This window comes from Massilia agrisoli, from assembly GCF_020831365.1.
GTDB classification, from domain to species: Bacteria; Pseudomonadota; Gammaproteobacteria; order Burkholderiales; family Burkholderiaceae_D; genus Telluria_A; species Telluria_A agrisoli.
In genome coordinates this window covers 96,783-119,173 of sequence record NZ_JAJHPV010000010.1, presented here as the reverse complement: position 1 = coordinate 119,173, position 22,391 = coordinate 96,783, and the positions used below count along the sequence as shown (strand labels likewise).

Annotated in this window: 29 protein-coding genes and 1 tRNA gene; 14 read left to right on the top strand and 16 right to left on the bottom strand. The window is 62.5% G+C overall.

Annotated features, from left to right (window positions below; genetic code table 11):
• Window positions 1-7 precede the first annotated feature (7 nt).
• Window positions 8-754 carry a 2,3-diphosphoglycerate-dependent phosphoglycerate mutase gene (gpmA, locus tag LMJ30_RS07030; protein ID WP_229431626.1) on the bottom strand — a complete coding sequence of 249 codons (747 nt, stop codon included), beginning with the start codon at window positions 752-754 and terminating at the stop codon, window positions 8-10.
• A gap of 97 nt (window positions 755-851) precedes the next feature.
• Between gpmA and LMJ30_RS07025 the strand changes: the two genes are divergently transcribed.
• From LMJ30_RS07025 to LMJ30_RS07005, 5 genes are all read left to right on the top strand, one after another.
• Window positions 852-1,253, top strand: a complete 402-nt coding sequence (locus LMJ30_RS07025; RefSeq protein WP_229431625.1) for a rhodanese-like domain-containing protein — start codon at window positions 852-854, stop codon at window positions 1,251-1,253.
• Window positions 1,254-1,284: 31 nt separating this feature from the next.
• Entirely contained in the window at window positions 1,285-1,548 is a 264-nt protein-coding gene (grxC, locus tag LMJ30_RS07020; RefSeq protein WP_229431624.1) for a glutaredoxin 3, read from the top strand.
• A 145-nt stretch (window positions 1,549-1,693) separates the two neighbouring features.
• Window positions 1,694-2,167, top strand: coding sequence for a protein-export chaperone SecB (secB, locus tag LMJ30_RS07015; protein WP_229431623.1), 474 nt, complete (start codon window positions 1,694-1,696; stop codon window positions 2,165-2,167).
• A gap of 103 nt (window positions 2,168-2,270) precedes the next feature.
• Window positions 2,271-2,714: an SH3 domain-containing protein gene (locus LMJ30_RS07010; RefSeq protein WP_229431622.1), complete on the top strand. Its 444-nt coding sequence runs from the start codon at window positions 2,271-2,273 to the stop codon at window positions 2,712-2,714.
• 23 nt (window positions 2,715-2,737) lie between these two features.
• Window positions 2,738-3,772 carry an NAD(P)H-dependent glycerol-3-phosphate dehydrogenase gene (locus tag LMJ30_RS07005; RefSeq protein ID WP_229431621.1) on the top strand — a complete coding sequence of 345 codons (1,035 nt, stop codon included), beginning with the start codon at window positions 2,738-2,740 and terminating at the stop codon, window positions 3,770-3,772.
• A gap of 112 nt (window positions 3,773-3,884) precedes the next feature.
• On the opposite strand, the gene LMJ30_RS07000 is transcribed toward LMJ30_RS07005, so the two are convergent.
• Genes LMJ30_RS07000 through mscL form a run of 4 tightly spaced genes read right to left on the bottom strand, consistent with a single transcriptional unit; the run spans window position 3,885 to window position 6,569 of the window.
• Window positions 3,885-4,244: a cupin domain-containing protein gene (locus tag LMJ30_RS07000; RefSeq protein WP_229431620.1), complete on the bottom strand. Its 360-nt coding sequence runs from the start codon at window positions 4,242-4,244 to the stop codon at window positions 3,885-3,887.
• Window positions 4,245-4,255: 11 nt separating this feature from the next.
• Window positions 4,256-4,945 carry a DUF2461 domain-containing protein gene (locus tag LMJ30_RS06995; protein ID WP_229431619.1) on the bottom strand — a complete coding sequence of 230 codons (690 nt, stop codon included), beginning with the start codon at window positions 4,943-4,945 and terminating at the stop codon, window positions 4,256-4,258.
• Window positions 4,946-4,973: 28 nt separating this feature from the next.
• Complete coding sequence (locus LMJ30_RS06990; RefSeq protein ID WP_229431618.1) at window positions 4,974-6,119, bottom strand: Do family serine endopeptidase; 1,146 nt, start codon at window positions 6,117-6,119, stop codon at window positions 4,974-4,976.
• A 21-nt stretch (window positions 6,120-6,140) separates the two neighbouring features.
• On the bottom strand, window positions 6,141-6,569 hold the full coding sequence (gene mscL / locus LMJ30_RS06985) for a large conductance mechanosensitive channel protein MscL (RefSeq protein WP_307729231.1): 429 nt from the start codon (window positions 6,567-6,569) through the stop codon (window positions 6,141-6,143).
• A 273-nt stretch (window positions 6,570-6,842) separates the two neighbouring features.
• Between mscL and petA the strand changes: the two genes are divergently transcribed.
• From petA to LMJ30_RS06950, 7 genes are all read left to right on the top strand, one after another.
• A complete protein-coding gene (petA, locus tag LMJ30_RS06980; protein ID WP_229431617.1) occupies window positions 6,843-7,448 on the top strand; it encodes a ubiquinol-cytochrome c reductase iron-sulfur subunit in 606 nt (201 codons plus the stop codon).
• Window positions 7,448-8,860 carry a cytochrome b gene (locus LMJ30_RS06975; RefSeq protein WP_229431688.1) on the top strand — a complete coding sequence of 471 codons (1,413 nt, stop codon included), beginning with the start codon at window positions 7,448-7,450 and terminating at the stop codon, window positions 8,858-8,860. The genes petA and LMJ30_RS06975 overlap by 1 nt, the downstream gene beginning before the upstream one ends.
• 34 nt (window positions 8,861-8,894) lie before the next feature.
• Window positions 8,895-9,656, top strand: coding sequence for a cytochrome c1 (locus LMJ30_RS06970; RefSeq protein WP_229431616.1), 762 nt, complete (start codon window positions 8,895-8,897; stop codon window positions 9,654-9,656).
• A gap of 89 nt (window positions 9,657-9,745) precedes the next feature.
• Entirely contained in the window at window positions 9,746-10,357 is a 612-nt protein-coding gene (locus LMJ30_RS06965; RefSeq protein WP_131424820.1) for a glutathione S-transferase N-terminal domain-containing protein, read from the top strand.
• Between the two features lie 90 nt (window positions 10,358-10,447).
• Entirely contained in the window at window positions 10,448-10,960 is a 513-nt protein-coding gene (locus LMJ30_RS06960; RefSeq protein ID WP_229431615.1) for a ClpXP protease specificity-enhancing factor, read from the top strand.
• A 28-nt stretch (window positions 10,961-10,988) separates the two neighbouring features.
• A tRNA-Thr gene (locus LMJ30_RS06955) sits at window positions 10,989-11,064 on the top strand.
• 301 nt (window positions 11,065-11,365) lie between these two features.
• Window positions 11,366-11,794, top strand: a complete 429-nt coding sequence (locus LMJ30_RS06950) for a hypothetical protein (RefSeq protein WP_229431614.1) — start codon at window positions 11,366-11,368, stop codon at window positions 11,792-11,794.
• Window positions 11,795-11,843: 49 nt separating this feature from the next.
• Here LMJ30_RS06950 and LMJ30_RS06945 read toward each other — a convergent pair whose 3' ends face one another.
• Entirely contained in the window at window positions 11,844-12,167 is a 324-nt protein-coding gene (locus LMJ30_RS06945; RefSeq protein ID WP_229431613.1) for a hypothetical protein, read from the bottom strand.
• Window positions 12,168-12,471: 304 nt separating this feature from the next.
• On the opposite strand from LMJ30_RS06945, the gene LMJ30_RS06940 reads away from it, so the two are divergent.
• Both LMJ30_RS06940 and LMJ30_RS06935 read left to right on the top strand, forming a co-directional pair.
• Entirely contained in the window at window positions 12,472-12,681 is a 210-nt protein-coding gene (locus tag LMJ30_RS06940; protein WP_229431612.1) for a hypothetical protein, read from the top strand.
• Window positions 12,682-12,714: 33 nt separating this feature from the next.
• Window positions 12,715-13,482 (top strand): GIN domain-containing protein, encoded by a 768-nt coding sequence (locus LMJ30_RS06935; RefSeq protein ID WP_229431611.1) that lies wholly within the window; start codon window positions 12,715-12,717, stop codon window positions 13,480-13,482.
• A 59-nt stretch (window positions 13,483-13,541) separates the two neighbouring features.
• Here the strand turns inward: LMJ30_RS06935 and LMJ30_RS06930 are convergent, their stop codons facing one another.
• The 10 genes from LMJ30_RS06930 to LMJ30_RS06885 are packed head-to-tail and all read right to left on the bottom strand — an operon-like array spanning window position 13,542 to window position 22,390.
• Entirely contained in the window at window positions 13,542-13,856 is a 315-nt protein-coding gene (locus LMJ30_RS06930) for a BON domain-containing protein (RefSeq protein ID WP_229431610.1), read from the bottom strand.
• A 2-nt stretch (window positions 13,857-13,858) separates the two neighbouring features.
• Window positions 13,859-15,034 carry a LytR C-terminal domain-containing protein gene (locus tag LMJ30_RS06925; protein ID WP_229431609.1) on the bottom strand — a complete coding sequence of 392 codons (1,176 nt, stop codon included), beginning with the start codon at window positions 15,032-15,034 and terminating at the stop codon, window positions 13,859-13,861.
• Window positions 15,035-15,053: 19 nt separating this feature from the next.
• Window positions 15,054-15,995 (bottom strand): type II secretion system F family protein, encoded by a 942-nt coding sequence (locus LMJ30_RS06920; RefSeq protein WP_229431608.1) that lies wholly within the window; start codon window positions 15,993-15,995, stop codon window positions 15,054-15,056.
• A 10-nt stretch (window positions 15,996-16,005) separates the two neighbouring features.
• Window positions 16,006-16,983 (bottom strand): type II secretion system F family protein, encoded by a 978-nt coding sequence (locus LMJ30_RS06915; protein WP_229431607.1) that lies wholly within the window; start codon window positions 16,981-16,983, stop codon window positions 16,006-16,008.
• A 15-nt stretch (window positions 16,984-16,998) separates the two neighbouring features.
• Window positions 16,999-18,348: a TadA family conjugal transfer-associated ATPase gene (locus tag LMJ30_RS06910; protein ID WP_229431606.1), complete on the bottom strand. Its 1,350-nt coding sequence runs from the start codon at window positions 18,346-18,348 to the stop codon at window positions 16,999-17,001.
• Window positions 18,349-18,364: 16 nt separating this feature from the next.
• Window positions 18,365-19,543, bottom strand: a complete 1,179-nt coding sequence (locus LMJ30_RS06905) for a CpaE/TadZ family protein (RefSeq protein WP_229431605.1) — start codon at window positions 19,541-19,543, stop codon at window positions 18,365-18,367.
• Between the two features lie 30 nt (window positions 19,544-19,573).
• Window positions 19,574-20,149 (bottom strand): TadE family protein, encoded by a 576-nt coding sequence (locus LMJ30_RS06900; protein ID WP_229431604.1) that lies wholly within the window; start codon window positions 20,147-20,149, stop codon window positions 19,574-19,576.
• Window positions 20,150-20,157: 8 nt separating this feature from the next.
• On the bottom strand, window positions 20,158-20,640 hold the full coding sequence (locus tag LMJ30_RS06895) for a TadE family protein (protein WP_229431603.1): 483 nt from the start codon (window positions 20,638-20,640) through the stop codon (window positions 20,158-20,160).
• Window positions 20,637-22,103, bottom strand: coding sequence for a pilus assembly protein TadG-related protein (locus LMJ30_RS06890; RefSeq protein ID WP_229431602.1), 1,467 nt, complete (start codon window positions 22,101-22,103; stop codon window positions 20,637-20,639). The genes LMJ30_RS06895 and LMJ30_RS06890 overlap by 4 nt, the downstream gene beginning before the upstream one ends.
• Window positions 22,100-22,390, bottom strand: coding sequence for a hypothetical protein (locus tag LMJ30_RS06885; RefSeq protein WP_229431601.1), 291 nt, complete (start codon window positions 22,388-22,390; stop codon window positions 22,100-22,102). The genes LMJ30_RS06890 and LMJ30_RS06885 overlap by 4 nt, the downstream gene beginning before the upstream one ends.
• Window position 22,391: the final 1 nt, after the last annotated feature.

Here is a 22,391-nt window from a genome sequence, read left to right as displayed (position 1 = left end):
ACAAGACTTACCTGGCCTTCCCTTGATTGGCCACGGCGGCCACGGCAGCGGCGATCGCCTCCTGGTCACCCAGGTAGTAGTGGCGGATCGGCTTCAGGTCGGCGTCCAGTTCGTACACCAGCGGCTGGCCGTTCGGGATGTTCAGGCCAACGATGTCTTCGTCGCTGATGCCGTCGAGCATCTTGATCAGGGCGCGCAGGCTGTTGCCGTGGGCCGAGATCAGGATGTTCTTGCCGGCGCGGATGGCAGGCGCAATTTCTTCGTCCCAGGCCGGCATCACGCGGGCGACGGTGTCCTTCAGGCATTCGGTCAGGGGAATGCTTTCCTTCGGCACGTTGGCGTAGCGCGGGTCGTTGAACGAGTTGCGCGGGTCGGCCGATTCGAGCGCCGGCGGCGGGGTGTCGTAGCTGCGGCGCCATACCAGCACCTGGGCGTCGCCGTACTTGGCGGCGGTCTCGGCCTTGTCGAGGCCCTGCAGGGCGCCGTAGTGGCGTTCGTTCAGGCGCCAGTCGTTCTTGATTGGCAGCCACATCATGTCCATTTCGTCGAGCGTCAGCCACAGCGTGCGGATCGCGCGCTTGAGCACCGAGGTGTAGGCCAGGTCGAAGCTGAAACCGGCTTCCTTGAGCACGGCGCCGGCGCTGCGCGCTTCGCGGATGCCCTTCTCGGTCAGGTCGACGTCGGTCCAGCCGGTGAAACGGTTATCGAGGTTCCAGGTGGACTCGCCGTGGCGCATGAAGACGATTTTATACATAGATATTCTTTAAAGAGTGGGAAATGGGGGGGCATATTCAATCAGTTCCAGCTTCTATTTTATAATGCTCGGATTGACTTAAACCATTGGAACACCTGTGAAATTCATTCTTGACCATATTTTTCTCGTTTCCATCGCCGCCGCATCGGGCCTGGCACTGCTGTTGCCGGCCCTGCAGCCGCGCGGCAAGCGCGCCTCGATTCTCGAAGCGACCCAGATGATCAACCGCGCCAAGACGACCATCCTGGACGTGCGCACCCCTGATGAATTTGCCGCAGGGCATTTGCGCGACGCGAAAAACATTCCACTGGCAGACTTGGGTGCGCGAATCGGCGAACTGGACAAGCAAAAGACCAAAGCCGTCGTCGTTGTGTGCCAGCAAGGTGCGCGCGCCGACAAGGCCGTCAGGATGCTCCAGAAGGCCGGATTCGACGACGTGGTCAGCCTCGATGGCGGCCTCACCGCATGGACGGCAGCTGGCCTGCCGACCGTCAAATAAACAGCCATCTCTGAACAAGGAGGGAAACCCAATGACAGCCCGTGTCGTGCTCTACCATACCGCAATGTGCCCGTACTGCGTGCGCGCCGAGCGCCTGCTCGAAGCCAAAGGCGTCACCAACATCGAAAAGATCCGCGTCGACCTCGACCCGGACCAGCGCACCATCATGATGGAAAAGACCGGCCGCCGTTCCGTGCCGCAAATCTACGTGGGCGAAACCCACGTCGGCGGCTTCGACGACCTGTATGCGCTCGACCAGGCTGGACGCCTCGATCCGCTGCTGGCCGGCGCCTGATCCGCGCATTCCCAGTCCTGCATCAAACAGCGCGGCGGTAAAACTATTACAAGCTAATCGGTTTTGATACAATTGCCGTCGCGTTTACTTTCAGCACAACCGGAACGGCGACTGCCGTTCTTTTTTCATCTCACGAAAGCGTTCCATGTCTGACGAAAACCTGCAACCTGTATTCCAAATCCAACGCGTCTACCTGAAAGACATGTCGCTGGAACAGCCGAATTCCCCCGCCATCTTCCTCGAACAGGAAGCGCCATCGATCGAAGTATCGCTGGACGTGGCAGCCGAATCCATCGCCGACGGCATCTACGAGTCGACCGTGACGATCACCGTGACCGCCAAGGTCAAGGACAAAGTTGCGTTCCTGGTTGAAGGCAAGCAAGCCGGTATCTTCGAAGCGCGCAACATCCCGGAAGACCAGATGGATCCACTGCTGGGAATCGGTTGCCCGAACATCGTCTACCCTTACCTGCGTGGCAACATCGCCGACATCATCACCCGTGCCGGCTTCCCACCAGTTCACCTCGCGGAAATCAACTTCGAAGTGTTCTACCAGCAGCGCCGCCAGGCACTGGCTGAAGCAGCAGCAGCCGCACCAGCGGCCGGCGCAGCTAACTAAGCAAGTAAGCAGCAAGCAAGTCCGGGGAAGGCGGCCTGTGCCCGCGCGCTGCGCGGCCAAGGCGCAGGCTGCCGCCCTCTCCCAACTACCGGCGAAGGCCAGCATGACGATCTCCCGTTTCATCGCAAGCGCAGTTCTGTTGCTGTCATCGGCACAGCTGCACGCGTTCGAATTCAAGACGGTTGCACCGAATGCGGTCATCCTCTACGACGCACCGTCGACCAAGGGCGGCAAGTTGTTTGTCGCGCCGCGCGGCATGCCGGTCCAGGTCGTCCTTACCTATGGCGACTGGGTCAAGGTGCGCGACGCCAGCGGCGACATGGCCTGGCTCGAACAGCGCTCGCTCAGCGCCAAACGCAACGTGGTCGTGCGCAATCCTAACGCGCGGGTGCGTGCCGCGGCGGACGACGCCGCGCCACTCGTGATGACGGCCGATAAAGGCGTCATCCTCGAACTCGTCGACCCCCAGCCGTCGAGCTGGATCCGCGTGCGCCACCGCGACGGTATTTCCGGCTATATCAGAATGGCCGACGTCTGGGGCATCTAGCCCCACCCACCCCCATCGGCTTCATGCAAAACTCAATCACACCTGCCCGCAACATCACCATCCTTGGCGCCGGCGCCTGGGGCACCGCCGTTGCCATCGCGCTGGCTGCGCGCCACGACGTACTGCTGTGGGCACGCAACCCGGCGATGGTCGAGGCGACCCGCGCCGCCGGTGAAAACACCGGATACCTGCCTGGCTTCCCGCTGCCGGCGGGGCTCAAGGTCACCGCCGACCTGGCCGCCGCGCTCGACCATGTCAGCGGAACCGGCGCCGGCGAAGCGCCGCTGTTGATCGCCGCCTGCCCGGTGGCAGGGCTGCGCCCGCTGCTGGAGCAGCTCAAGCCCTATCCGATTCCCAACATTGTCTGGCTGTGCAAGGGCTTTGAATACGGCACCGGCTTGCTGCCCCACCAGGTGATGCAGCAAGTGCTGGGCGAGCGCGTTCCCGGCGCCGCCTTGTCGGGCCCGTCGTTTGCGCAGGAAGTGGCGCGCGGCCTGCCGTGCGCCCTGACGGTGGCGTCCGAATCAGGCGAGCTGCGCGACCGGGTGGTGTCGATCGTGCACGGCGGCAGCATCCGCGTGTATTCCTGCGATGACCTGGTGGGCGTGGAAGTCGGCGGCGCGGTCAAGAACGTGCTGGCGATCGCCACCGGGGTTGCCGACGGCCTGGGGCTGGGGCTGAACGCCCGCGCCGCGCTGATCACGCGCGGGCTGGCGGAGATTACGCGCCTTGGCGTGGCGCTCGGCGGCCGGGCGTCGACCTTCATGGGACTGACGGGGATGGGCGACCTGATCCTTACCTGCACCGGCGACCTGTCGCGCAACCGCCGGGTCGGCCTGGCGCTGGCGCAAGGCAAGGCCCTGGACACCATCGTGGCGGAACTGGGACATGTGGCGGAAGGCGTGCCTTGCGCCAAGGCAGTGCGCGAACTGGCAAAGAAGATGGGCGTGGATATGCCCATCACCAATGCGGTGGCGGGCATCTTGTTTGACGGCGGTACGCCGCTCGATACCCTGGCGCAGCTGCTGGCGCGCGATCCGCGCGGCGAGATCGCCTGAATATCGGACGGCGGATCAGGGCGCAGCGCGCATCCGCCGATTGGGCGTCAACGCGACGCCAGCACGCGGATGCGCGCGGCGCGCTCATCCGCCCTACCTGATGGCGGTGCAATTAGGGATTGAATACTTTCGATTCCGTCGACCCGTTCTTCAGCAAAATCGTCAGCAAGGCCACCGAATCGACATTCGCCTGCACCGCATGCGGCACCCCACCCAGCAAGAACACCATCTCGCCCGGCTTGAGCACGGTATTGCCTCCGTGTGCCTTGCAGACGATTTCGCCTTCCAGGCATTGCAGCGTGATTTCACCCTCGACCATGTGCTCGGGCATCGCGCGCTCTTTCGGCAGCACCAGCCTGATCAATTCCATGTTGTCGGTCTTGGCCAGCGCCACCGAGGTGAAATAGGCAATGTCGTCATCGCCCCGCTGCAGCGGAATGCGCTCGCCCGAGGCGGCGTGTTGTAAAGCCATGTTTGCTCCTGTCAGTCCGTTTCCGTTGCAAGCTCCACGCTGCGCAGCCAGTGCACGAGCGGGGAGGCATCCTTGAATCCGCGTGCCAGCTGGGGCACCAGCTTGCCAGGTGCGTTCAGCTCCAGCTTCACCTCCGTCCACAGGAAAAAGCTCTTCAGCTTCAGGTAGTCGACGTGCGGGTGCGCCGGGTCGAAGCCTTTCGGCGGGCGTTGCAGCTTGTCTTCTTCCAGCAGGTCGCGGTAGGTGGCGCGCAGTTGTTTATTCTTCAGCAATTTGGCAAAACCTGTCGCATCGTTGACCACGTTTTCGCGGATGGCGCGCAGGCGGTCCGGCGGCGGCAGGTATTCGCCCACGCCGAAGCCCAGGGTGCCGTCGCCATCGATCTGGAAGTAGTAGGTCGAGCCGCCGCCGGCGCTGGGCCGGCGCTTGTCGTTGGGCGTGATGCCGGCCGAGAAACGGGTTTTGTACGGGCTGCGGTCGTTCGAGAAGCGGATGTCGCGGTTGATCCGGAACATCGCTTTCTTCGGGTTGCAGTCGGCCACGAGCGGGTCGAACTTGCCCAGCTCGCGTATCAGCTCGGTGACGACATCGAGGAATTCCGCGCGCAAGATGTCGTAGCGCGGCTTGTTCATGATGAACCAGGGACGGTTGTTGTTTTCGCTCAGTTCGGTAAGGAATTGCGTCAGGTCGCGCAGGTGCATCGTCGGTCCGGAAAAGATAAAAGAGGGATTATTGCGCACGCGGGCGTTGGCCGACCGTCACGTTCACGGTCGCTTCGCGGTCCTTGCGCATCACCGTCATTTTAGCCTTCTGTCCGGGAGCGAGCTGGGCAATCATGTTCAACATGTCGGCCGTCGTCGCCACCGGCTTGCCTTCCACGCCCAGCAAGATGTCGCCAGGCTTGATACCGGCCCGGTCGGCGGGCCCGCCCCGTACGACGCCGGCGATGATGGCGCCGCTGTCGCGCGCGAGGCCGAAGCTGGCGGCCAGTTCGGGGGTGATGTCCTGCGATTCGATGCCGATCCAGCCGCGCACCACCTGGCCGGTCTTGATGATCGATTCCATCACGTCCTTGGCGGTGCTCACGGGAATGGCGAAGCCGATGCCGACCGATCCGCCGGTCTGCGAGTAAATCGCCGTGTTAATGCCGAGCAGGTTGCCGTTGGTGTCGACCAGCGCCCCGCCCGAGTTGCCAAAGTTGATCGCGGCGTCGGTCTGGATGAAGTTTTCGAACTGGTTGATGTTCAGGTTGTTGCGTCCCACGGCAGAGACGATGCCCATCGTCACTGTCTGCCCTACCCCGAACGGGTTGCCGATCGCCAGCACCACGTCGCCGACCTTGGCTTGCTCGGCGTGTCCGAGCACCATCACCGGCAGGTCGTCGGCCTCGATGCGGATGACCGCCAGGTCGGTTTCAGGGTCGGTGCCGACGAGGCGCGCGGCAGCCTTGCGGCCGTCGGCCAGCACCACCTGGATTTCGTCGGCCGCTTCGATGACGTGGTTATTGGTCAGGATATAGCCGTCAGGACTGACGATGACCCCTGAGCCCAGGCTGCTCGCCGGCTCATCTTCAGGCAGGCGGTCGCCGAAGAAGCGCCGGAAGAACGGGTCGCGCATTAAGGGGTGGTTCTGGCGCAGCGCCTTGGTGGTCAGGATGTTGACCACCGCCGGCATCGCCCGTTCCGCCGCCTTGCGGTAGCTGCCCGATGCCGGCATGGCCGGCGCCTGCAGCACCGACGCTGTGTCGGCAACTGTCTGCACCCGCGTGCCAATGCCGCTGCGCCCGATCCAGTCCGGACGCATGGTGGCCACCACGAAATACACGGCCAGCGCGACCGTGACAGCCTGTGCAAACAACAACCAGATTCGACGCATCGGATACCGCCTCTTTGCCGGTTAGATAGTGGTGCGGGCCGATGGTTTCAGGGAATCGCGAATCTCGCGCAGCAGCAGGACTTCTTCGACTTCTGCCGCGGTGGCAGCCGGCTCGGGAGCGCGCAGCCGGTTCATCATGCGGATCATCTGGAAGATGATGAACGCGAGAATGACGAAGTTCAGCAGCACCGTGAGGAAGTTACCGTAAGCGATGACCGCGCCGAGCTTCTTGGCTTCAGCCAGGGTCAGGTCCATGCTCTGGCCGTTCAGGGGCAGGTAGTAATTGGCAAAATCGAGGCCGCCGATCAGCCGGCCGATCGGCGGCATGATGATGTCCTGCACCAGCGAGTCGACAATTTTCGCGAATGCGCTGCCGATGATCACGCCAACTGCCAGGTCGACCACATTCCCCTTCATTGCAAACAGCTTGAACTCGCTCATCATCGACATTTTTTAGCTCCCTGGAATGTGAAAATTCACATGTCGATAATACATCGCCCGGTCCGGCTGTGAAATAGCTGCCAAGGAGGTCAGCAGGCGTTTTACGTGAAAATGCGGGATTTCTGTCTATATTTGCAGTCAAAACGGCGCTAACCGAGCCTGTCGACCCGTCGAGCGCGCTTTTTTTCTTCAATTCGCCTGCCGCTTCCCTTATAATTTAAGGTTGCTAGAAGTTCCAAGTAGCTTTTTATAAGATTCGAATTTTGACTGATTGGGGTTGGTATGAGTAACGAAAAGCAGGTCGATCCGGGCCGACGCGGCGTGCTCGTCGCTACGTGCGCGGCGGGCGGTGTTGTCGGTTTAGCCACGGCGGGAGCCTTGGTAAGCACATTCCAGCCGTCGGAACGTGCGAAAGCCGCCGGTGCGCCGGTAGAGGTAGACGTGGCCGGCATGCAGCCTGGCGAAATGCAAACCGTGGAATGGCGCGGCAAGCCGGTCTGGATCCTGAAGCGCTCGCCAGAAATGGTCGCGTCGCTGAAGAAGACCGAAGGCGAACTGGCGGACCCGAACTCGGAACGCACCCCGGACGCACTGACCCCTGAGTACGCACGCAACCAGCACCGCTCGATCCAGCCAGAAATCCTGGTTGCTGTCGGCATCTGCTCGCATCTGGGCTGCTCGCCAACCTCCAAGTTCACCGAAGGCCCACAGCCTAGCCTGCCGGACAACTGGGCGGGCGGTTTCATCTGCCCATGCCACGGTTCGACCTTCGACCTGGCCGGCCGCGTGTTCAAGAACAAGCCTGCACCGGACAACCTGGAAGTACCGCGCCACATGTTCGTCGGCGACAAGCTGATCATCGGTAAAGACGCGAAAGGCGACGCATAATCATGGCTTTTAAAGAGACGAAATTCCCTGCCGATGCACCAGCGGCTGAAAAAGCACTGGGCTGGGTGGATGACCGCTTCCCGCTGACCAAGCTGTGGAACGACCAGTGGGGCAAGTACTACGCTCCGAAAAACTTCAACTTCTGGTACATCTTCGGCTCGCTGGCCATGCTGGTGCTGGTGCTGCAGATCGTCACCGGTATCTTCCTGACGATGCACTACAAGCCTGACGCCAACCTGGCCTTCGGCTCGGTCGAGTACATCATGCGCGAAGTGCCGTGGGGCTGGCTGGTGCGCTACATGCACTCGACCGGCGCGTCGGCGTTCTTCATCATCGTCTACCTGCACATGACCCGCGGCCTGCTGTACGGTTCGTACCGCAAGCCACGTGAACTGGTCTGGCTGTTCGGCTTCGCGATCTTCCTGATGCTGATGGCGGAAGCCTTCTTCGGCTACCTGCTGCCATGGGGCCAGATGTCGTACTGGGGCGCACAAGTGATTGTCAACCTGTTCGGCGCCATCCCGCTGATCGGCCCTGACCTGTCGCTGTGGATCCGCGGCGACTACGTTGTTTCCGATGCTACCCTGAACCGCTTCTTCGCCTTCCACGTGATCGCGATCCCGCTGGTCCTGCTGGGCCTGGTTGCTGCCCACCTGATCGCGCTGCACGAAGTTGGCTCGAACAATCCTGATGGTATCGAAATCAAGGAAAACCTGGGTCCTGACGGCCATCCGGTCGACGGCATTCCATCGCACCCTTACTACACCGTGCATGACCTGTTCGGCGTGTCGGTGTTCCTGACGATCTTCAGCGCGGTCGTGTTCTTCGCGCCTGAGATGGGCGGTTACTTCCTCGAGTACAACAACTTCATCCCGGCTGACTCGCTGAAGACCCCGGCGCACATCGCACCGACCTGGTACTTCACCCCGTTCTACTCGGTACTGCGCGCAACGACCGCCGACTTCATGTACGTGCTGATGGCCGCCGTGGCTGCTTACGTCGTGTTTATCTGGCTCAAATCGCGCCTGTCGTTCAAGACCAAGGCCATCATCGCCGTGGTTGCGCTGGTCGCGATCATCGGCATGCTGCCAGCGGTGCTGGACGCGAAGTTCTGGGGTGTTGTCCTGTTCGGTTCGTCGGTGATGATCATCGCGGCACTGCCGTGGCTGGACCACTCGCCGGTCAAATCGATCCGCTACCGTCCTGACTGGCACAAGTATGTGTACATCGTGTTTGGTATCTCGTTCGTGATCCTGGGCTACCTCGGTACCCAGCTGCCGACCGATATCTTCACGCTGATCTCGCAAGTGTGCACGCTGCTGTACTTCAGCTTCTTCCTGCTGATGCCATGGTGGAGCTCGATGGGCACGTTCAAGAAAGTGCCTGCTCGTGTGACGTTCCACCCGCATTAATTGACGACATCACAGAAAGCGCAAAGGACATTACATGATTTTTTCTAAGAAACTGATCGCTATCCTGGCATTGCTGCCAGGCCTGGCACTGGCAGCCTCGGGCGGCCATCCGCTCGACAAGGCGCCGGAGCGCGCCAGCCTGACGTCGCTGCAGAATGGCGCCAAGCTGTTCGTCAACTACTGCCTGAACTGCCACTCGGCCTCGTCGATGCGCTACAACCGCCTGCGCGACCTCGGCCTGACCGAAGAGCAGATCAAGGCCAACCTGCTGTTCTCGCAGGACAAGGTCGGCGCCCTGATGACGACGGCCCTGCGCCCGGAAGATGCGAAAGCATGGTTCGGCGTGGTGCCGCCTGACCTGTCGGTGATCGCGCGTGCAAAAGCATCGCCGGCCGGCACCGGCAGCGACTACCTCTACACCTACCTGCGCACCTTCTACAAGGACGACACCCGTCCGACTGGCTGGAACAACATGGTGGTGCCGAACGTTGCCATGCCACACGTCATGTGGCAGCAGCAAGGCGTGCGCACCGTCAAGATGGTTGATGAGAAAGATCCGCATGATCCAAGCAAGACCGTGCACAAATTCGCCGGTTTTGAGCAGGTGACCCCGGGTTCGATGAGCGCGACCGAGTTCGACGCCGCGACCGCCGACCTGGTGGCTTACCTGGGCTGGATGGCCGAACCTGCACAGAACACCCGCAAGCGCCTCGGCGTCTGGGTCCTGCTGTTCATGTCGACCTTCGCCCTGCTGGCATGGCTGCTGTCCAAGTCGTACTGGAAAGAAGTTAAGTAAGTCGTTCATTGCCCGCAGTTTTGCGGGCAATCATTTTCCGGGGTGATCCGCTAGTCGTTTCACCCCTTTGTTTCTAAGGAACTATAAACATGATGGTTCTCTACTCGGGCACGACCTGCCCATTCTCGCAACGCTGCCGCCTGGTCCTGTTTGAAAAAGGCATGGATTTTGAAGTGCGCGATGTCGACCTGTTCAACAAGCCGGAAGATATTTCGACGATGAACCCGTACGGCCAGGTGCCTATCCTGGTTGAACGCGAACTGATCCTGTACGAATCGAACATCATCAACGAATACATCGACGAGCGCTTCCCGCATCCGCAGCTGATGCCGGCCGACCCGCTGATGCGCGCACGCGCACGTCTGATGCTGTTCAACTTCGAAAAAGAACTGTTCGTCCACGTGCACGTGCTGGAAAGCGAGCGCGCCAAGGCCAACGACAAGAGCCACGACAAGGCCCGCGCAGAAATCCGCGACCGCCTGACCACGCTCGCGCCGCTGTTCCTGAAGAACAAGTACATGCTGGGCGACGAGTTCTCGATGCTCGACGTGGCGATCGCACCGCTGCTGTGGCGCCTCGACCACTACGGCATCGAACTGTCGAAGACCGCAGCGCCGCTGATGAAGTATGCCGAGCGCATCTTCTCGCGCCCTGCCTACATCGAAGCGCTGACCCCGTCCGAAAAGGTCATGCGCCGTTAATTGCAGCACCCGCTACACGCCAGCTCGCGCCGCCTCGCGGCGAATCGCAGTACACTGGCGTGTAGCGTCAAGTATCCTTTCCCACACCACATGTCTGAAATCTCAACCAAGCCCTACATGCTGCGCGCCATCTACGAATGGTGCACCGATAGCGGCTTCACGCCCTACCTCGCCGTCAAGGTTGACGCCGCCACCACGGTGCCGATGGAATACGTCAAGAAGGGCGAGATCGTGCTGAACATCAGTTACGGCGCGACTTCGGGCCTGAAAATGGACAACGAGGCGATCCAGTTCCGCGCGCGTTTTGGCGGGGTATCGCGCGAGATCTATGTGCCGGTCCAGAATGTGCTGGCCATTTACGCCAACGAAAATGGCCAGGGCATGGCGTTTGAAGTGACTGCCACCGCGGCTGAAGCGCGCACGCCGGCCGCCAGCGCGCCGGCAGCCGAGCCAGCGCCCTCGCCCGCATCGGCCAGCCCAGGATTGTCGGCGGTGCCAAGCGCGGCGCCGGAAATGGCAGCGTCGGAGCTGTCGCAAAATCCAGACGACAACACCGACCCGCCCAAAAAAGGCGGCCGCCCAACCCTTACCCGGATCAAATAGGCTATAATCTGCGCCGAGTAAAAGTTTCGCCGGCTTAGCTCATTTGGTAGAGCAGTTGATTTGTAATCATCAGGTGGCCAGTTCGAAACCGGCAGCCGGCACCACTAATATCAAGCACTTAGCCCAGCCCTCACCGGCTGGGCTTTTTGTTTTCGGCACCATCTGGCGCCAAGCCTGTTCCCACAGGAGATCGCAGGCGGCCATAACGGCGCTGGCGGCACAGCAGCCTCTGCAAACAATAATTCTTGACCTGCTGAGCTGGTTGGTGGCCAGTCGATGTTGTTTGCGCGACAGTGGGGAACTTCCTACATTTGATCGGCCAGTTGTCCGATTCATTGTGCCTCACCCCACGCGCATGATTCCTGTCGTTGACGCACGGGTTGCGCCGTCATTGGGGGGCGAAACATGAATACAAAGGACAAGAAGCAAGGCGGCAAGCAGCCGCGCAGTATCGGGAAGGGAAAAACCATTCCGGTCGCCGAAGGCAGCGAGCAATCGATGACGCCAGGCGGGGGCCCTCGTCGGGGCAACGAGCAGTCTGGCAGGAACACCGGCGTTGAGACCGGCAACCCGGATTCGCAGCAAGGCGGGTTTGGCGGCTCAGAGGCCGGCGAACGCGGCGGCGCCGCGTCCCAACAGTCGGGCTGGAGTTCACGCCAACAAGGCGCGCGGATGCACGCACGTGGCGAGGAGGCGCGGCAAGGTGAGCCTCAGCAATCGGGCTACGGCGGCGCGGAGCAGGACCAGCACGCTGGCTCGCAGGAGTCGCCGACCGGGCCACCGGGATCGCGCCAGGGGGAACGGAGTCTGAGCAGTAACGACCGCCAGCGCTGATTAACAATGCCTCATCCGTGCAAACGGTTGGGGCATTTTCTTTGAATGCTTATTTCCGGGCTTTCCTTGCAGCCTTTACGCCATCGAGCCAGTCCTGCGCGCCACGCTTGAAGGCAGCGTCAATGTCTTCCTGCGGCAGGGAATAAACCGTCGCCCACGCGGCACGGCCATCGGCGGTGTTGGTGGGGAAGTCTTCACGCTTGATTGGCCAGTTGTACTTCCTGATCAAGGCCCGGATGACGGTGGCGAGAGAGGCCTTCCGATAGGCGAAGATGCTTTCGAAGCCGGTCATGTCCTCCGACGAGAGCAGGACGGCGAGCACATGGGCGCGGATGCTGGTCGGTCCTTTGGGATACTTGGGGATATTTGTCATCGGCTGGCTGTGCGCTTTCGGCTGTGGGAGGCCGCATCTTAACGCCAGAGTGTGGTGACGGGGAAATCGTCGTGCCGTCTGCGCGCCCACGCGTTCGGTCGGTGCCGGCATTCGGCGGATGACGCTTCGCTCTTCCGCCCTACTCCCGCAATGGTCCGCACATGCGTCGCGCGCAATCAGCAAAAGTGCGCATTTGCGCACTTCACTCCGTCAAAAGTGCATTTCATCGCAATCAGGTAGTTGACCGGTGGCCCCCTGTCTATAGTTCACTCAACGCAACGAACTAAACACACAGGAGCCTCAAATGAACATCGCAAAAAACATGGAAGCCATCTTCCTCACCGCCACCGCCATCGCACTTGCATCGGTCACCACCTTCGCAACGGCCTCCACCGCGGTTAAACGCATCGATCCGCCAGCCGTCACGCAGGCTGCCGCTGACACGACCATGACCGTCGTCACCATCACCGGCAAGCGCCTGACCGCGGCCGAAAAAGCAGCATTGGGCGACTGAGCCTGCATTCACAAACGCAAGGAGATAACGCATATGAACAAATTCCTCGGCATGGCGCTTACCGCTGCAGCCCTTTCCCTTCCAGCCACGTCGGCAATTGCCGATGAGATGGTCAGCGAAACCCGCGCGGTCGACGCGCGCATCGTCAAGGTCAAGCTCGATGGCGTGATCAACCTGCGTGTAAAACAAGGCGCGACGCCTTCGCTGACTTTATACGGCGAGAAGCGCCACCTGGCCAAAGTGAAGACCGATCAGCACGGCGAGACGCTGCGCATCGACAATGATGAAGGCTCTTGGAAATTCACTAATGAAAAGCACGAGGTGCGAGTCGAACTGACCTTGCCGAACCTGAACGAATTTACGTCCGAGGGCGTGGGCACCACCGAGGTGAGCGGCTTCAGCGGCGACAAGATCACCCTGGCACTGGACGGCGCCGGGTCGGTAAAAGTGAACAGCAACTACAAGAACATCAACTCACGCCTCGGCGGCGTCGGCAGCATGACCTTGAACGCAGCTTCCAGCGACCTGGTCGACCTGAACATGCGCGGCGCGGGCAGCATCACCATCAACGGCAACAGCCGCATGCTGCGCGCCAAACTGGGCGGCGTAGGCAGCCTTGATGCCAAAGGCCTGCAGTCGGACAGCGTCGACCTCGACATGACCGGCCTCGGCGGTGCAACTGTCTACGCCAAGAACGCCGCCAACCTGCGTCTGAGCGGATTGGGTTCGGCCACCGTGTACGGCAACCCGGCGAGCCGCAATGCAACGTCGCGCGGCCTGGGCAGCGTGGCGTGGAAATAATCGGGTAGCCGCAAGCGCAAAAGCCGCCTTAACGAAGGCGGCTTTTTGTTTTTTGTCACCTATCTTTTTATTGCGATGTCGTTTTTGACGGACTTGACACCCGCGATGTCGCGCACCAGCCGTTCCGCCTTTTGAACGTGTTCGGGCGCCGCGACGAAGCCGCTCAGCTGCACCGTTCCCTTGAATGTATCGACCTGGATTTCAGTGGCCTTTAGCTCCGGGTCGGCTACCAGCGCGCCCTTTACCTTGGCTGTGATCATCGCGTCATCGATATATTGACCGGTGCCTGCCCGCTTTTCGGTCGGCGCGCAGCCAACCAGGGCGACGATCATCAGGGCGGACAAGAAGGCGGTAAAGCGGCGTGCGAGTGTCATGGCTATGCTCCAGGTTTGAGGGTTTGGTCTTCCTCATTGTGGCGCGAGCCGCCCGGGCGCGTTTGATGTTCGACAAACGTGGCAGGCAGCTCTTTTGCAACGGGCTTGAGCGCAAAATCGCGGCCGGCAATATCGCGACCGATCACCAGTCGCATGTTGGCCGGCTTGACGCCGCCTGCTTCCACCACGGCTGCGTTGCCGAAGCGCTCGGCCAGCCGCTCCGCGGCCTCACGGAATGCCGGATGGTATTCGATCCTGGTCTGGCGCACGTCGAACGGACGCTGGTTGGACAGGCGCACGACGCGCAGGCTGCCAGGATCCATTTTCGTCGACAAGGCCTTCGCCATGCCGGTCACTCCATTGCCGTTACGGATCTCGAGCAGCGCTTTTTGCTGGGTCGCGATCGCCGGCAGGACCGCCAGCTGTTCCAATGGAACGGGCGCTGGCAGCGGTGCGGGAGCCTCTGCTGCGCGCGATCCCGTGGGGGCCGGAACCCGGTGCAGTTCGAACATGCCATTCGCCAGTTGGCGCACTTCGGTCGTCGCCCATGCCTCTTCCTGGCGCGCGCTTGCCTTGACCGCCTTTTCGATGGCCGGCGCGACGGCGCGCTGCGCCAGCGCGTAGTCGGCCTTGAAGTCGTGCTCGCGCAACGCCTCTGCCTGCTTGTACATCAGCTGGGCGCGTTCGGGCTGGCCCAGTTTCTCAAGGGCGCTGCCCAGGTGGTTCCAGGCGCGGTAGTTAAGCGGGTCGAGCAGGCAGGCTTTCTCCAGCGCCGACAGGGCATGGTCATATTCGCCGCTCAGGAAGTGTGCGTAGCCGAGATTACTGAACAAGAAGGCGGTCTCCGGTCCCGCCTTACCATCGGCCTCGCGCGTCAGCTGCTGCCAGATCGGGATCGCCTTGGCGAACTCGCCCTGCTCCGCATACAGCGTCGCCAGGCCGTTGCGTGCGTTGACGTGACGCGGATCGGCCTTCAGCGCGGCCATGTAAGACGCTGTCGCGGCCTCGAAGCGGCGCGCCATGTGCAGGCTGCGTCCGAGTACGTAGGCCTCGTTGGCGGCGGCCGATGCCTGCGCGGGTTGCACCGCCGGCGTTGGACGCTGACCAAGATCGGCGCACGCGGCAAACACGAACGCGCCGGCGCATACGGTGGTCAAGCGCTTCAGTTTCGTTTTCATCGCATTCTCCTTCGGGACTTTATTGACCTGCCCCGGTCATCCTCGGCAGGGTGCGGGCAATCTGGATTCCAGCAGGTCCGATCAGGACCATCAGCAAGGTGGGGAAAATAAAGAAGATCAGCGGGAACAGCAGCTTCAGGCCGATCTTGGCTGCGGTTTCTTCGGCGGCCATGCGCCGCTTGGTGCGCAGGTTGTCCGAGTGGACGCGCAGCGCGTCGCCCATGCTGGTGCCAAAGCGCTCGGACTGGATCAGCATCGCGACCAGGGTGTCGACGTCTTCCACGCCGCTGCGCAGCGCGAAATTGCGCAGCGCCTTCTCCTTCGTGAAGCCAGCCCGCATCTCCATCAGCACCAGTTGCAGCTCCTGCGCCAGGGTGACGCTCTTGATGTGGATCTCGCCCGCGACCTTGATCAGCGCGCGCTCCAGGCTCAGGCCCGCCTCGACGCAGACCGTCAGCAGGTCCAGCGCGTCCGGGATGGTTTCGAATATCTCGCGCTGGCGGCGTGACGCGATGTGGCGCAGGATCACATTCGGCAGGTAGTAGCCGACCGCGGCCACTACCAGCAGGACCATCAGCAGCCGCTGGCCGGGCATCGGCGTTCCCGAGATCGCCAGCATCAGCGCGACCGCGCCGGGAAACAAGAGCGCCAGCACCGACTTCGATGCGAAGTACAGGGTTGCCGCGGCGGGATTGCGCCAGCCCGCGTTCATGAACCGCGTGCGCAGGCTCGATTTCTCCCATCCTTCTTCGGGCAGCGACAGGCGCGAAAAGGGCTGCGCCACTTTGGCCGCCTTCTCGACCCAGCCGCCGGTCTCCAGCGCGCTCGGCTCGGTCTTGCCCATGAAATTATCAAGCCGGATGCGCAAGTACCCGGGCGAGAAGATGAACATGGCGAGCAGCGCGAGGCCGCAGACGATGCCGAAGACAATGGTCAGGAATATGATTTGCGGGCCGGTCATGTGCTTCCCCTTAAATGCGGATGTGGATCACGCGGCGCAGCCACAAGACCCCGATCAAGATCATTCCGGCGCCGTACCAGAGCAGCTTGACGCCTGTGGGGTCGGTCCACAGCAGGCTGATATATTTCGGGCTCGTTGCCGACATCAGGACGATGACGACGAACGGCAGCAGGCCCAGGATCCAGGCAGACATCCGGCCCTCGGCCGACAGCACCCTCACCTGTGCGACGAGCTTGAGCCGCTCGCGGATGATATGGCTGATGTTGTGCAGGATTTCAGCCAGGTTGCCGCCCGACTCGCGCTGGATCAGCACCGCGATGACGAGATAGCGCAGGTCGGTCAGCGGGATGCGGTCGGCCAGGTTGTGCAGCGCTTCGTTGAGAGGAACGCCGTAGTTGATCTCTTCGTGCGCAGCGCGGAACTCGCCGCACAGCGGTTCCGGAAGCTCGGAACCGACCATCTGCAGCACGTTGGTGAACGAGTGCCCGGAGCGCAGCGCACGCGCAATAAAGTCCGCGGCTTCGGGGAGCTGCTGCTCGATCTTGATCAGCCGCTGCCGGCGCGCGCGCCGCAGCATCCCGTACGGAATGGCCGTCAGCAGCGCGATGATGATCAGCTTGGCCAGCACCGGCACCGCCCATACCTGCCCAATCACCAGCCCGGACAGCATCATGGCTGCCGATGCGACGATGAACTGCGATACAGACCAGCGCACGCCAGCCTGCAGGATCAGCCGGTCGATAGCATTCGCGATACGCATCTTGTGCAGCAGCCTGTCGATGCCGTCGTTCTTGCTGTAGCGGCGCTGCTTCAGGATCGACACCTCGCCATTACCGCCTTCGGCGCCTCCCGACATCAGCCGCAGCCGGCGCGAAATGCGCTGTGCCTCGCCGCCGTGGGTGCTGTTCCACCACAGGTAGCATCCTTCCACCAGAAGGATCACTGCGGCAAACAGCAGTACCGCGAAACCGTAATAGATTGCATCCATGTCGGCTCCCGCGGGTTATTCGTAGACGCGCGATGGATCGAACGCGGCGTCGGGGACCGGCGCGCCGAACATGCGCAGGCGCTCGGCAAATCGCGGCCGCACCCCGGTTGCACAGAACTGCCCCAGCACCTTGCCATCGGGCGCGACACCGGTCTGCTCGAAGCGGAAGATCTCCTGCATTGCCAGGATGTCGCCCTCCATGCCGGTGATCTCCTGCATGCTGACCAGCTTGCGCGCGCCGTCGGTCAGGCGCGTCACTTGCAGCACCACCGTGACCGCCGAACAGATCTGCTGCCGCACCGCCCGCGGCGTCAGCGTAACGCCGGCCATGCCGACCATGTTTTCGAGCCGCGACAGCGCATCGCGCGGGGTGTTCGAGTGGATCGTGGCGAGCGATCCTTCGTGGCCGGTGTTCATCGCCTGCAGCATGTCGAGCGCCTCGGCGCCGCGGACCTCGCCGAGGATGATGCGGTCAGGGCGCATGCGCAGCGCGTTGCGCACCAGCGCCCGCTGCGTCACCTCGCCTTTGCCTTCGATGTTGGGCGGCCGCGTTTCCAGGCGCACCACGTGGGGCTGGCGCAGCTGCAGCTCGGCCGCGTCTTCAATCGTCACAATGCGCTCGTTGGCGGGAATGAAACCTGAGATCAGGTTCAGCAGCGTGGTCTTGCCGCTGCCGGTCCCGCCGGAGATCAGGATGTTGATCTTCGCCTGGCCAAGCGATTCAAGCACCTGCACCATCGGCGGCGTCAGGCTTTTGTAATCGAGCAGGTTCTGCACCGACAGCGGCGTGGTCGAAAAGCGGCGGATCGACAGGATCGGGCCGTCCACCGCAAGCGGCGGAATGATGGCGTTCACGCGCGAACCGTCAGGCAGCCGCGCATCGACCATCGGGCTCGACTCATCGACGCGCCTGCCCACGCGCGACACGATCTTCTCGATGATCTTCATGAGGTGAGCGTTGTCGTGGAAGGTCACCTCGGTCAGCTCCAGCCTGCCGCGCCGCTCGATGTACACCCTGGAATGGGTGTTCACCAGGATGTCCGAGATGGTGGGATCGTTCAGTAGCGGCTCGAGCGGGCCGAAGCCGAGCATTTCGTGCTGGATGTCTAGCACGAGGTTATGGCGCTCGTTCTGGTTCAGGACAATCCGCTCTTCCTCGATGATGCGCTGGATTAGCAGCGCCAGCTCATGCTTGAACTGCTCGGTGGTCAGCCGTTTCAGGCGCTCCAGGTCGATCCGGTCGAGGATCATCTGGTGCATTGTCTTCTTCAAATCCTGATAGGCGTGATTGGCCGGCTCGGCCGCCAGCGGCGCGGAAAGTGTCTTGGCTTCGTCGGATGATGACAGGCGTTCGCGCAGGGTCATAACAGTCTCCGTGATATCAGGCGTCGGTGTCGGCGCGGCCGAACAGGCGGTCGAACAGGCCTTTGTTGACTTCAGGGGCACGCCGCGCCGTGACCAGCTCGACCAGGTCGGCGAGGCTGCGCGCCACCGCGCTGGAACGCGACAGCTCCAGCACCGGCACGCCCTGGTTCACCGAATCGGTCGCCGCGGCGTAGTCGTTCGGGATGGTGTGCATCACATCGGCGCCAAGTGCGTTCTGCAGGTCCTGCAGGCGCAGCTTGCCGCCCTTCTCGTAGCGGTTGACGATCAGGCGGGTCTGGTCGACCGGGTAGCCGAGCGAGCGGAAGATGTCGAGCAGGCGGCGGCCATCGCGGATGTCGGGCAGCGCCAGCTGCAGCACCGGGTGGATGGCATCCGCGTTGTCGAGGGCGCGCAGTGAAATGGCGTCGATCTGGCGGCCGACGTCGAGCACGATGTAGTCGTAGTGCTGGCGCGCGACGCGCAGGATGGTGTCCATGTGTTCCGGCTTCAGGTCGACCGCGTGGGTCGGATCATCGGCCGCCGCCAGGATGCCGAAGCCAGGGGTGACGTGCACCAGGCACGAGTTCAGGAAAGGGCCGTCAATGCGGGCGATCTGGCTGCAGACGTCCGACAGCGTCATGGCCGGCTTCTGGTCGGAGACGTACAGCGTGGCGTCGCCGAACTGGCCATGCAAATCGATCAGCAGCACCTTTTTCTCTCCAAGCGTGGCCAGTGCGTAGCCGAAATTGGTCGAGATGAAGGTGGCGCCGCTGCCGCCTTTGCAGGAGATGAAGGCCAGCACCTTCCCGTCGCGCATGTCGGTGACGCCAGTGGTCGCTGCGACACGGTCCATCGCTTCGTGGAAGGCCCGGTGCACCAGCGGCAGCTGCAGCACTTCGCGCACGCCGGCGCGCATCGCGCGGATCAGGAGGTCCTGGTGATGTTCGCGCGTGAGCAGCATGAAGCAGGAGGACTGGTAATGCTTGGCCAGGCGCTCGAGCAGGTCGCCTTCCTGGATGTCGGGGTCGGTCGCGTCGATGATGACAACGGCGGGATTGTCGGGCATCAGGCGGTCGAGCGCCTCGCGCAGGCTGGCGCGGCTGGCCACCAGGCTGATGGGCGGCACGCGCGCCGTCCCCTGGGTCGCGATTTCCGCGTGCAGATCACTGTCGCGGGTGATGATCAACGCTTTCATGTCACTCCTCTGCTCAATATCGCGCGCCGGCTACGGGCATGTACTGGTGACGCTGGGCGTGCGGCCCAGCGACCCAACCGGCGAAATGGTGGTAAACCTGGGGAACGATAGCGAGCCGGGAACAAAATTCTCCAGCCCGCTCATGGTTGTATAGGGGACCTGCGAGCAGCTGCCCGGGCCGTCGAGGCACACGCGTACACGAACGAAGCGGATACAGCTCGGGCCGTTCGGGTTGGCCGTGCAGTTGACCAGGTTCTCGGTGGGGCACAGCGGCAGGGCGGTAACCGGCGTTGCGCCATCGGCCTGCAGGTAGTCGATCTCAAGCTTCTCGATGGTGACATCACCCGCCAGCGGGAGCCTGTTCGTGTCGAACATCGCGTGGCGCCGGATCGCTTGTTTCGCTGCATCGTCGAAGTCTGCCACGGCGGCGGCCCGGGCGGCCCTGCGCGTCACTTCGGTCATCGTGTTCCACAGGTAGAGCGCGCGCGCCAGCTCGAACATCGCAAACAGGTAGGTGAAAAAGAACACCGCGACCCCGGCGAATTCCACGGCCGTGGCGCCGCGCTGGGCTTTAAGCGGCAGGAAGTGGGGACGGATGGCTGGCATGGTCTGCGTCAGTTCTGAAAAGTGGCGCTGGAAGACGTGGTAATGGTCCAGCTCGCGCCCGACTCGTCCGACAGCCAGCGCCCGGTGTCCTGCCAGAACCCGTCAAAAAGTATGAACAAAGCGATGACCTGAACGTCAGTTACCGGTACCGAGGACGCGCATACCCCGCCGTTGTTACAGCGAACCTCAACCGAAAGTTCTTCAGGGGGCGTGATTCCCGCCTCGGATATCGCGGCGATCACCATGTTTTCCGCCCTGCCCTTGGCAGCCGCCATTCCCGCTGAAGTCATCAGTTCGATGCGAGGCATCGCGGCCATATGGTTGGCGGCGTCCTGCGTTGCCTGCTTGAGCACGTTGTAGTGGTAAAACACGCGTGCAAACAAAAACAGCACGGGCAGGAGGAAAGATGACAGGACCAGTATCAAGGCCAGTTCGATCAGGGCGATCCCGCCTTGCCGAGCCGGCCCGCGCCTGGAGAAGTTTGCGTTCATTTGTATAATCCCACGGTTGCGCCCAGTTGGTTATCCGCCACCAGCCCGCCGAATTCGCCGTGCACCGAAGGCGGTGTTCCAGCGTCGGCCTGCGACCCCATGAAAAAGCGCCCGATCGCCAGGACCCGGGCGGTGCTGCCCGATACCGGGCATTCCAACAAGGGAATGTTCAACACCCGCCGTTGCGCCATGCCCGTTACCGGCGGATTGGCGCGATGTGGCGCAACGTGCGCGTTGTATGGGCTTGCCAGCGCATCGTCGTAGGAGGCCTGGAGGGGTACGCCTGACCCGACCGGGTACAAGTAGGGCCAATCGGCCAGCAGGAATGGCGCGCCGACGCCGTCCGGCGCGCCAGCGTCATACTGAACCGCCTTCGAGAACGCCCATAGCGGGCCGTAGTGCGTCCTGGTGATGCCGACGATCGCTGCGGACTGATCCGCTATCGTCAGCTTGGCGCCGCCAATCTCACGCGGCTCGGCACTGCCATTGATGGTGCCGCTGGAATTCATCCACCAGCCAAAATACCAGGCGTTAAATGCCTTGATGTTGCGGTCAGGTGGTGCCGGCACCCGGTTGCAGGTGGAACCGGTGTAGTTGGAAAAGCGCGAGTTAAGCTCGGCCGTGAGAGTGGCCGGGAAAGGATTGCCCACATACAATCTGGATCCGGCACGCAGGTTGCTTGCCGCGATCGAGCCGCTGCACACGAACGGCCGAACCACCGCCAGCGACCGGTGACCCAGCTCCTCGGGCTGGTTGGGAAAATCCAGTGGATTGACCAGGTAGCTGACGGCGCTTGTCCCGTTCGGGTTCATGTTCAGCAGGTTGTAGCTGACCCCGCGGCGAAATCCATAATGCAGCAGCTCCTGCACCACGCTTCCCCCCTTGTCGACATCACGTGTCGACACCCGGGTATTCGTGATCGCGCATACCGCCAGCGGCGTGACCTGGATGCTGGTGCGCCCTGCAATCGCGCGCGCTGCCATACTCATCGTTTCCCTCGCGCCACCGAGGAATTGCGCAAATACCACGTCCACCCGGGCATGTTCGTCGCCCAGCGCGCGGGTATCGACCTTGGCGTAATACAGGTTGGCGGCGTTGGCGGCATTGACCGAGCCGGCGGGCAACCAGTCTGCGTCCGGCTTGTCGGGCGAGTCACTGAAGCGCAGCGCATCGTCGACCCACACCACGGCCCGGCCGAAGCTGTACTTCTGGCGCTGGGCAGTGGTACGGGCTTGCGTCTTGGCGGCCTCGATGCCGGCCATCGTGCCATCAAGCGCGCGCGCCGCCGCCACCGCGGCTGCATCGGCGACGCTTTGCATCTCGGTGCGGCGAGTGTAGGCAAACGACAGGTCGATCGCCAATCCGACGAAGCCAATGATCGGAATCAGCACACTGACGTATATCGTCGAGACCGACCCGCGCTGGCGGTAGCCTGGCCGACCGGTGATGCGCGCGGTTTTCATTTTGAAGCGCTGCCGATCATCATGGGCGTCGGCGGGGAAGCCGGCTCCTGCGCGCCTTCGCCGCTCTCGTACTTCTTCTGTGCCGCCATCGCGGCGCGGCCATCGACGCCGACAACGGGGTTGCTGTTGCGCACGGCGGCCGGATTGATGACCTGGGCCGCGAAGGTGCTGCGCACCGAGTTGCCGAAGGTGCTGTCCCAGCGCGGGGTGGTCTCCGCGCAGGCGGCAAGGGTGGCGGCAAGCGCCAGCAGCGACAAGCTGCGCGAAATGCTGAGTCGGGTATCCATG